This is a genomic window from Pseudorhodoplanes sp., from assembly GCF_035565795.1.
Classification (GTDB): Bacteria; Pseudomonadota; Alphaproteobacteria; order Rhizobiales; family Xanthobacteraceae; genus Pseudorhodoplanes.
On record NZ_DATMRV010000027.1, the window covers coordinates 1 to 9,979 of the forward strand.

Consider the following 9,979-nt stretch of genomic DNA (forward strand, 5'->3'; position numbering starts at 1 on the left):
ACGCTCCGCCTCCCGGACAGCCTCGTCGACGAGATCGAGGCCGAGGCACGCAAACGCAAAATGTCGAAGACCGACGTCATGCGCGAACGGCTGACTCGCAACACCGAAAACGTAACGATACCGGCATCGCTGAAAGCGATCACGGACCTGATCGGTTCGATCGATGAATTGCCGTCTGACCTGAGCCGTAACAGGAAGACTTATCTCAAGGCAGCACATGGCCGGACCCATCCTCGTTGATTCCGGATTTCTGGTTGCGCTGCTGAACCGTCACGATTCGAATCACGCGTGGGCCAGCGCGCTTGCAATGCGATACCCGCCCCAATGGGTGACATGCGACGCCGTGTTGTCGGAGACTTTTGTTCTGCTTGGCGCGAGCGGCTTGCCTGCAATTGCAGAACTGATCTCGCGCGGCGCCCTCAGCAGCACCTTTCGCTTCAGCGACGGCGGAACCGACATTCTGAAGCTCATGCAAAAATACGCGGACGTACCGATGACGTTCGCCGACGCATGTCTCGTTCGCATGACGGAGATCGTATCCGATCCGACGCTGCTGACGACCGACGCCGACTTTCGGAAGTACCGGCGGCTCGGACGCAAAGCGGTGCCGTGTCTGTTGCCGGGCTAGGCGTCAGTCACCGTTGCCAGGACGACCGGCGCTTAGCGCGCGATCTGCGTTTTTCCGGCACGCACCGCGTCAACGACTTCGCGAATGGCATCGATAACAATCTGCGGAGAATAGGCGTAGATGTTGTGACCGCTGCGGGTCTTCGTGACATGCGGAGCGTTGAGCGCCTTCGCAAGCAGATGTCCCGACGCTGTCCAATCGGCAAAGCTGACTGCGGCCGCCTGGTCCGTATTCTTTGCAATCGACGACGGCTGCCAGGGTTTGTCGGCGCTCAGCACCACGGCCGGAAGTTCACGCAGCGGAGGCTTCGCATCAATCTTCGCAAATGCATCCGCGAGCATGACGGCCTCGGGAGCTGCCGGCACCGATGTCCTGTTGAACTCATCCCACTTCGCCAAAGCTTCCGGGCTCGCTACCTTCCGGATCAGTTCGGTCACAGCATCGACCATCACGAGCCCGGCCACATCATCAGGCCAGGTTCGCGCAAACAGCGCGGCCACCACGCCACCGTAGGAATGCGAAACCAATACATATGGACCGCGCTCGCCCGCCCCGGTCAGCAGGCGATGAAGATCGTCGGCCGCCTGATCGGCCTTGTGCGGCTGCGCAACCGGCGTGGATTGATCCGGTCCGTCGAGCCTCACACCAGGGCGGTCATAGGCGCAGACACGGGTGAAGCGCGCCACCGCTGGAAATACAGCCGATGCACTTTTCTGCGACGCGCCTTTGCCCCATGCAAGCGCGTCATAATCTGCATCGCGTACCGCGTCGGATGGGTCGAGTATCTCACTCCAGTCGGCAGCTCCGTTGCCTTTACCGGAGATGAGCACGACAGCGGGCGAACCCGAGCCGCTACATGCGAGATACATCTTGCGACCGCCGCCAATGTCGACGAGGCCGGAGACGTCTGTCGCGGCTGCAACCGAGGTCAAAGCAATCGTCATCGCGAAGCAAAGCGGAAGACGAAAGCGGCTCGTGTCGGTCATATCGATCGCACGTCTCTTGACGCTGGAGCGCCTATTGTATCGGCCGGCGACGAGACATTACAGAACATTCCGCGCGACCTGCAGCGCACCGAGCGCCAGCAAACCGATGTACAGGAATATACGGAACGTCTCCGGGCTGAGGCGGGCGCGCACGCGCTGGCCCGCATACATGCCGATCACCGCCGGCGCGATTGCAAACAATGACAGCGTGCCAAGCGACAGACTGAACGCCCCGCCATCCCACAGAACCAAAGCGAGCGCGACGGTCGACACCGTGAAGTGCAGGCCGAGTGCCTGCACGAGCTCGTCCTTGTCGAAGCCCATGGCCTGCAGATAGGGCAGGGCGGGAATGACGAACACACCGGTCGCGGCCATCACCGCGCCTGTTCCAATTCCGACCAGCGGGCCGACCCATATTTCGCTCGCGCGCGGCACCGAGAATTTCACCTTCGACAGGCCGATGAGCGAATAGGCGATCAGGACAATGCCGAGCCCGATCGCAGCCGGCTTTGCGTTCGCGCCGGTGAGGATGCCGTTGCCAAGCCATGCGCCGACGAACATGCCAAGCAACATGCCGCCGAGCCGCTTGACCAGCCCGACAAGATAGGGACCCGCAACCATCTGCCAGATGTTGGTCGCGAGCGAGGGGGCAATCAGGATTGCTGCGGCCTGCGCGGGCGATATCACCGCGGCGAGCAGACCCAGAGCGACAGTCGGCAACCCCATGCCGATGACACCCTTCACGAAGCCCGCGAGCAGATAGGCGATGATGACGAGCGCGGTGACGGTGTAGGACGTTTCCATGCCCGCACTTGAAACGAGTCGCGGGCGGCGACAATGCCTAAGATGCGAAGGCTGCCTTCGCAGAATCGGAATAGCTGCGCTGCCATTTCCGGCCGTGGGACGTTATCGTTCCCCACACAAAAGTCCGCGAGGTCATCATGTCAGTCGCAGCATCCACTCACGAGAACCGGCTCGCGCGCGAGACTTCGCCCTATCTGCTGCAGCACAAGCACAACCCGGTGGAGTGGTGGCCTTGGGGGCCGGAAGCGCTCGCCGAGGCAAAAGCGAACAACAAGCCGATTCTGCTGTCGGTCGGCTATGCCGCCTGCCACTGGTGCCATGTGATGGCGCACGAAAGCTTCGAGGACGAAGCGACGGCGCGCGTGATGAACGAGCTGTTCGTCAACATCAAGGTCGACCGGGAGGAGCGGCCGGATATCGACCAGATCTACATGCAGGCGCTGCATCATCTGGGCGAGCAGGGCGGCTGGCCGCTGACCATGTTCCTCACGCCCGCAGGGGAGCCGGTGTGGGGCGGCACATATTTTCCGCCGACCTCGCGCTACGGCCGGCCGGCCTTTGTCGATGTGATGCGCGAAGTGGCGCGGCTGTTCCGCGAAGAGCCGGCCAAGATCGAGCAGAACCGCGGGGCGCTGATGGCACGGCTGTCCGACGTCGCCCGCAACCCCCAGCGGGTGACGATCGGGCAGCAGGAACTCGACCATATCGGCCAGCAACTCGGCAGCGCCATGGACCCGGTGAACGGGGGACTGCGCGGCGCACCGAAATTCCCGCAATGCGCCATATTCGAGAATCTCTGGCGGGCCGGGCTCCGGACTGGGGAAGGGCGGTATTTCCACATCGTCGACCTGACCCTGACCAGGATCAGCGAGGGCGGGATCTACGACCATCTCGGCGGGGGCTATTCCCGCTATTCGGTCGACGACAAGTGGCTGGTGCCGCATTTCGAGAAGATGCTCTATGACAACGCGCAGCTTCTCGATCTTCTGTCGCTGGCCTGGCAGCGCACCGGGAAGATGCTGTACCGGGAACGGGCCGAGGAAACGGTCGGCTGGCTGCGCCGCGAAATGACCAGCGGGGAGGGTGCGTTCTATTCCTCACTCGACGCTGATTCCGAGGGCGAAGAGGGCAAGTTCTACGTCTGGTCGCTGGCGGAGGTCGAAGCCGCGCTCGGAAAAAATGCTGCACTTTTCGCGCAGCATTACGATGTCACGACCGGGGGCAATTTTGAGGGTCATAATATCCTCAATCGCCTCAAAGACTTACCGCGCAGCATGGAAATCGATGCTGCGCTCCCCATGCTGCGATCCATGCTGCACCAGATCCGCGAAAGGCGGATCAGGCCGGGGCTGGACGACAAGGTGTTGGCGGACTGGAACGGCCTGATGATCGCGGCCCTGACCAATGCAGCGCTAGCCTTCTGGCAGCCGGACTGGGTCGCGATGGCCAGGAAGGCATTCGATTTTGTGCAACGCAACATGACGCGTGGCGATCGCCTCGGCCATTCGTGGCGGGAGGGGCGGCTGCTCTATCCCGGGCTCGCGTCAGACTTCGCCTGCATGATCCGGGCTGCGCTCTCCCTCCACGAAGCCACCGGCGAGCGCGGCTACCTCGATCAGGCCCTGACCTGGCAGGCGGCCCTCGACTGCCACTACGCCAACCCGCAAACCGGAACCTATTTCCTGACCGCGGACGATGCCGAGGGCCTGGTGGTGCGGCCGGCCTCGACCAGCGACGACGCCACACCCAACCCGAACGGCGTGATCGCGCAGAACCTGATCCGGCTCGCCGCCTTCACCGGGGACTACAGCTTCCGTGACAAGGCCGACCGGCTGATCGAGGGCATTCTCGCCATCGGCGGCCAGAATCTCTTCATGCATGTCGCGATGCTCAATGCGATCGACATGCGGCTGAACCTCGCCGAGATCGTCGTCACCGGGGAGGGCGAGGCCGCGGACGCGCTGGTCAACGCCGCCCTCGCGCTGCCCTATGTCAATCGCGCCGTGGTGCGCGCCCCGTCCGCCTCAGCGCTGCCCGCGTCGCATCCGGCGCAGGAGAAAATCAGGGCCGCAAGCGGCCCGGCGGCATTCATCTGTATCGGTGAAACCTGCTCGCTGCCGGTGACCAGCCCGGACGACATCCTGCAGCGCTACGACGCCGCGCGCATGGCGCCGGCGGCCTGAGCGTCCCCGGACCACAACGCGCCCGAACGCCTTAGCCATGGGCTCCACGGCTCCGGCGGGACAAGGCCGCTGCTCGACCAGACCGGCACGATGGCGCCGGCGCCATTGAAGCGGCCAACAAAGGCCGGCTTGTGCAGATGTTGCGTGTCGCGATCCATGCGCACGGTGAAGCCGCTTGGCGCGGCGAAGCTCATGCCGGCCATCGCAGCGCGAACGGCCTCAGGCTCGGTGGTGCCGGCCTGCCGGACCGCCGCGACCCACATGCGAAAACCGATCAGGGTCGCTTCCATCGCATCGTTCGGAAGCTCAGTGTCATCGCCCCTGAAGGCGCGCCACTGATCGACGAAAGCGCGGTTCTCGGGATGATCGATCGCGCCGAAATAGCTCCAGCTTGCGAAATGGCCGTCCATCGGCACTTCCGCGAGCGAGGCTTCGCGTTCGCCGATTGATAGTGTCATCACCGGCAGCAGCGCGGGCGAAAGACCCTGCCGCGCATATTCGCGGAAGAAATGCACGTTGGAATCACCGGAGATCGTCGACACGATCGCGGCATGGCCGCGCGATCCGAACTTCGCCATGCGCTCGACGGTGTCACGCCACATGCGTTCGCCGGATGGCGCGTAAGTCTCCATGATTGCGGAGGCCGCAACGCCGCGCGACGCGAGATACGCCTTCACGATCGCATTTGTCGTGCGAGGATAGACGTAATCGGTGCCGGCGAGAATGAAATGCCGGCAGCCCATGTCGAGCATGTAATCCACCGCCGGCAAGGCGTGCTGGCGCGGTGTCGCGCCGGTGTAGAAGATGTGCGGGGACTGCTCCTCGCCTTCATACTGGCTCGGATAGAACAGAAGGCCGTCATATCGCTGGAGCACCGGCAATACGGCCTGACGCGATGCCGAACTCCAGCATCCGAACATCACCGCGACGCTCTCCTGCGTCAGCATGGTTTCGGCATGCCGCGCGTAGAGCTGCGATTCGGAGGCGGGATCGGCGATCACCGCCTCGACCGGACGATGCAGCAATCCGCCGCCCTCATTCAGTTGCTCGATCAGCATCACCAGCAGTTGCTGCAACGGACGTTCCGCTGCTGTCAGCGTACCGGACAGCGAATGCAGGATGCCGACGCGGATCGCGCCGTGATCCAGTTCCTTGAAATAGCCGCCGATCGATTCCACCAGCGCCTGCGAACGCGCCGCGAGATCGTCCGCTGTGCCGAGCACGGTCTCGCCGGCCTGCGCGACCTCGGCGATGGCGGACTGAATATCGGGCAGCGCCTGCGATACCGTGACCGCAACGCGATGGGCCTCGTCGCCGATGTGATCGAGGCCGATGAGTTGCTGCTCCAGGATGGCATTGAGGTCGCGATTGACCGCGCCGGTCGCCTCAACGCTGGTCGTCACCGCGCCGATCGCCGTCGCCGTTTGCTTGACTGCGGTCTGGATCCCGACCACCTGCTCGCGGATCTCCTTGGTCGCGCGCGCGGTCTGGTTGGCCAGCTCCTTCACCTCGCTCGCGACCACAGCGAAGCCGCGGCCGCTTTCGCCGGCGCGCGCCGCCTCGATGGTGGCGTTCAGCGCCAGCAACGAAGTCTGCCCGGCAATGGTCTGGATCAGCTTGATGACAACGTCAATGCGCTGTGCGGCATCGAACAGGCTGCGGACCGTTTCGTCGGCGCGGCGGAGTTCGTCGGCCGTCCGTTCGGTGGCCTGGCGCGCAGCCTCGACATGGGCGCCGGATCGCAGCACGATCTCCCGCACCTCGCGCGCGGCATCCGCGACCTTGGACGCATCCATGGCGGCGGCTTCCGCCGATTGTGCGGCATTCGCCACGCGATCCGACATATCGCGATTGCGGACCGCGAGATCGGCCGCCGTGACGCGGATGCGATCGCCGGCGCCGGTGAAAGCCTCCGTCACATCGCCGATCGCCGACTGGAAGCGCCGCGTGATGAACAATCGCCCGGAGTGACGCAGCCGCGACTCGGTGATGCGGCGGTCACGGTCGATCGCGACGTTGTGGGCATCGCTGAGCGCTGCGCGCATTGCGTCCGCAGCTTCGCCAAAGCGCTGTACGCTGCCGTCGCCCACGGCATCCGGCAGGACTGCAAAGCGATCGCCGCGCGCAATGCGCACGAGCCCGCTCAGAAGTCCCGAGATCCGATGCTCCGCGAACCACCCGATAGCGAACGAACCCAGCACCGCGGCGCCCATGGCAGCCCAGAGACCGAACGTGACCTGCAACGCAAGCACGCCCAGCGTCACCGCGAGAACCGGCGCCGCAAGCCAGAGTGCCGGCATCCGGACTTTCGGCGTGTCGGTCTTCTGCGTCTCGGTCCTGTGAATCATGGGCAATTCCAGAAAGCTGCCCGACATTCGTCGCAGCAATACGAGATCACACGCATCGCGTTGCGAAAGCGTTAGTAATGGCGCTGTGGTGACGCACGAATTTGAGTCACCGCCGCTCATATTTTAAGCGGCGATGGCGCGCCTACGTGGCGATGAACCTACCGTGCCTAGGGAAGAGTCGTGCTACTGCGCGAGCACGAATGGTTCGAACAGCGAGATCGCAATCTCGGGCCGCTGCGCCCCGCCGGACTCCTTCACGACGTCGCTCGCTGTCCGGAATAACGCATCCTTGATATCGATTCCCGGCGTCACGAGATGCTTGGCAAGCGCACCGGTGAACGGGCTGTTGCCGCCCGGCGCACCATCCGCCGCGGTCGTCATGTGCTGGGTCGAATAGACCACGATCAGTCCGTCGGGATTCTGCAGCCGCGCCAACCCTCGGCTGACTCCGCCGCCGCGCGTCGCTGCGCCACGGGCCGCAGCCTCCCGCCGGCGCAACTCGACCTCGCGTTCGTTGTCGCGGCATGCATCGAGGATCACGAGGCGTACGCCCTTCGCGCGCCGCAGTTCGCCGACAAGCGTTTCGATCTGGATCAGCTCCGCAGGGATATCCGACAGCTTTTCGTATTTTGAATCGACCGGCACGACATAAGGTACATCGCCGAATGTCGAACCATGGCCGGCGAAATAAACAATCGCGGCGTCCGCTTCGCGCACGATAGCGCCAAACTCGCCGATCTGACGCCCCATCGCGCGCTTGTCGAGGTTCTCGCCGTAAACCACCTCGAAGCCGAGTTTCGTCAATATATCGCGCATGGTCCGCGCATCCTTGACGGTGTTGTCGAGCTTCGGAACATACCGATAGTCGGAATTTCCCATCACGAGCGCCACGCGCCTTCCGGCTGGCCGCGTGTCGGAGCCGAGCGCCTGAAGCGGCTTTGCCGCCTCCGGGGCCGCAGGTGTGGCGGCTGCGACAGCACCGGACCTCGCGCGATCGGTCGAACCGAGCGCTATTTCGCGGCCTTCCAGCGCCTCGTTAAGGGTTGCGTCGATTCGCAAAGCCGCATCGTAATCTGCCAGCGCCCGCTTGTTATCGCCCTGTGCATGATAGAAATCGCCGCGCTTGGCATAGGTGTAAGGATCCTTCGGCGACAAACGAATGCCTTCGTTCAGATCGGCAAGTGCACGGCGCACGTCGCCCTTGCCTAGATAGGAAATTCCCCGGTGAGAGTAGGCCTGTCCCATCGTGGGATCGAGTTTGATCGCCTGGTTCAAATCAACGAGCGCGCGATCAAATTCGCGCTTGGCATTCAGCACCTCGCCGCGATTGTTGTAATACCACGCACTGCTGCCATCGACCCGGATCCCCTCACTGTACTCGGCCAGCGCGCGATCATATTCCTTTCGGGAGTAGAACGTCATCCCGCGGTAATTGAGCGCCAATCCGTTTCTGGGATCGATCTTCAGAGCTTCATCGAAGTCCGCAAGCGCCTTGTCATAATCCTTGCGATCGTATGCGACGCTTCCGCGCCGCACGACATGTTCGGCGTTATTCGGCTCAAGCTTGATGGCCTCAGCGAAGTCCGTCAGCGCTCGATCGAAATCCTTCAGCTCCTGATATGCGTTTCCGCGCGCACTGAAATTCGACGCCGATTTTGGATCGAGACGGATCGCTTCATTGAAATCGGCAAAGGCGCGGCCTCGCTCTTCGTTGCCGAAATAGGCTTCGGCACGGCTACGAATGTAATGGGTGTTGTCGGGTTCAATGGCCAACGCCGCGGTATAGGCTGCGATCGCTCCGCTGAACTGCTTCTGCGCTTCAAAAATGACACCGCGCCTGAAATGACCGTCGGCCAGTTTCGGATCAAGGCGAATCGCCTCGTTGGCGTCCTTCATCGCGCGATCAAAGTCCTTCTTCGCGACATAGGCCGTGGCTCGATGCGCGTAGCGAGATGCTTCTTTCGGTTCGAGCCGGATGGCCTCGCTGTAGTCGGCCAGTGCGCGATCATAATCCCGGATGTCGAAGTAGGAATTTGCGCGGTTCTGGAAAAGCACGGCTCTCGTCGCGTCGATTCGAATGGCCGCGCTGTAATCGGAAACCGCCCGGTCGTAATCCTTCGTGTTGTAATAGACGTCGCCGCGCCCTGCATAGGCGTCGGCATCTTTCGGATCGAGGCGTATCGCCGCTGTAAAGTCACTCAGCGCGCGTTCGTAGTCATCCTTGTCCAGATAGACGTTGCCGCGTCTGACATACGTGCTTGCCGATTTTGGCAACAGCCGGATGACCTGCGTGTAGTCCGCGATGGCCCGGTCATAGTCCTTCAGATTGTTGCGGTATTCAAACGCGCGATAGCCGTAGATGTCGGCGAGATCGCCGCCTTTCAGCTTGCCGCCGGAGATCAGGCGCGTGCAGGCCGCGATCCGGCTTTCGACAGTACCGGTCTCTCCCTTGCAAAGATCGCGATCGCCGGTCTGCGCAGCGGCGCTCCAGGGCGCCAGCACAAGCAGCGCCAATCCCGCAACAAGTTTGCGACCCCTCATCAGGCCCTCCCAGACTGACCATGACATTTTACCACAGAATAGGGATTTTGACGCCGACGCGTGACACGAGTCGGTGAGCGCGTCGGCGCGGGCGATGGGACAGCCGATCGACTGCAGAAAGCTCAACAAAAAAGGCCGGGCAGCGGGCCCGGCCTTGATGAATGCGACGATGCTTGGCGTCAGGTATTCATGCTCTCGAAAAATTCCGCATTGCTCTTGGTATTGCGGAGCTTGTCGAGCAGGAAGTCCATCGCGTCCATCGTGCCCATCGGGTTGAGGATGCGGCGGAGCACATACATCTTCTTGAGGGTCTGCGGATCGACCAGCAACTCTTCCTTACGGGTGCCTGACCGCGTGATGTCCATCGCCGGGAAGGTGCGCTTGTCAGCGACCTTGCGATCAAGGATGAGCTCGGAGTTACCGGTGCCCTTGAACTCTTCGAAGATCACTTCGTCCATGCGCGAGCCGGTATCGATCAGCGCGGTCGCG

General features: G+C 62.8%; 7 protein-coding genes and 1 pseudogene. 3 read left to right on the plus strand and 5 right to left on the minus strand.

Features of this window, described 5'->3' with window-relative positions:
* The coding region (locus VNZ93_RS02500; protein WP_325699604.1) for a ribbon-helix-helix protein, CopG family at positions 1-240 on the plus strand (240 nt) is incomplete at its 5' end.
* The gene (locus VNZ93_RS02505) at positions 218-628 is read left to right on the plus strand and encodes a type II toxin-antitoxin system VapC family toxin (protein WP_325699607.1); all 411 of its coding nucleotides are present in this window, start codon (positions 218-220) and stop codon (positions 626-628) included. The genes VNZ93_RS02500 and VNZ93_RS02505, both read left to right, overlap by 23 nt.
* A gap of 32 nt (positions 629-660) precedes the next feature.
* Here VNZ93_RS02505 and VNZ93_RS02510 read toward each other — a convergent pair whose 3' ends face one another.
* Both VNZ93_RS02510 and VNZ93_RS02515 read right to left on the minus strand, forming a co-directional pair.
* Positions 661-1,614: an alpha/beta hydrolase gene (locus VNZ93_RS02510; RefSeq protein WP_325699610.1), complete on the minus strand. Its 954-nt coding sequence runs from the start codon at positions 1,612-1,614 to the stop codon at positions 661-663.
* Positions 1,615-1,671: 57 nt separating this feature from the next.
* Positions 1,672-2,418: a sulfite exporter TauE/SafE family protein gene (locus VNZ93_RS02515; RefSeq protein ID WP_325699613.1), complete on the minus strand. Its 747-nt coding sequence runs from the start codon at positions 2,416-2,418 to the stop codon at positions 1,672-1,674.
* Positions 2,419-2,555: 137 nt separating this feature from the next.
* Here VNZ93_RS02515 and VNZ93_RS02520 point away from each other — a divergent pair, with 137 nt between their 5' ends.
* A complete protein-coding gene (locus VNZ93_RS02520; protein WP_325699616.1) occupies positions 2,556-4,601 on the plus strand; it encodes a thioredoxin domain-containing protein in 2,046 nt (681 codons plus the stop codon).
* On the opposite strand, the gene VNZ93_RS02525 is transcribed toward VNZ93_RS02520, so the two are convergent.
* The 3 genes and pseudogenes from VNZ93_RS02525 to VNZ93_RS02535 form a co-directional block, all read right to left on the minus strand.
* Positions 4,568-6,949, minus strand: coding sequence for a transporter substrate-binding protein (locus VNZ93_RS02525; protein ID WP_325699619.1), 2,382 nt, complete (start codon positions 6,947-6,949; stop codon positions 4,568-4,570). The two genes, VNZ93_RS02520 and VNZ93_RS02525, sit on opposite strands and share 34 nt — an antisense overlap.
* A gap of 183 nt (positions 6,950-7,132) precedes the next feature.
* Positions 7,133-9,490 carry a tetratricopeptide repeat protein gene (locus tag VNZ93_RS02530; protein ID WP_325699622.1) on the minus strand — a complete coding sequence of 786 codons (2,358 nt, stop codon included), beginning with the start codon at positions 9,488-9,490 and terminating at the stop codon, positions 7,133-7,135.
* 179 nt (positions 9,491-9,669) lie between these two features.
* Positions 9,670-9,979, minus strand: a pseudogene (locus tag VNZ93_RS02535) (transcription termination factor Rho); the annotation flags it as partial.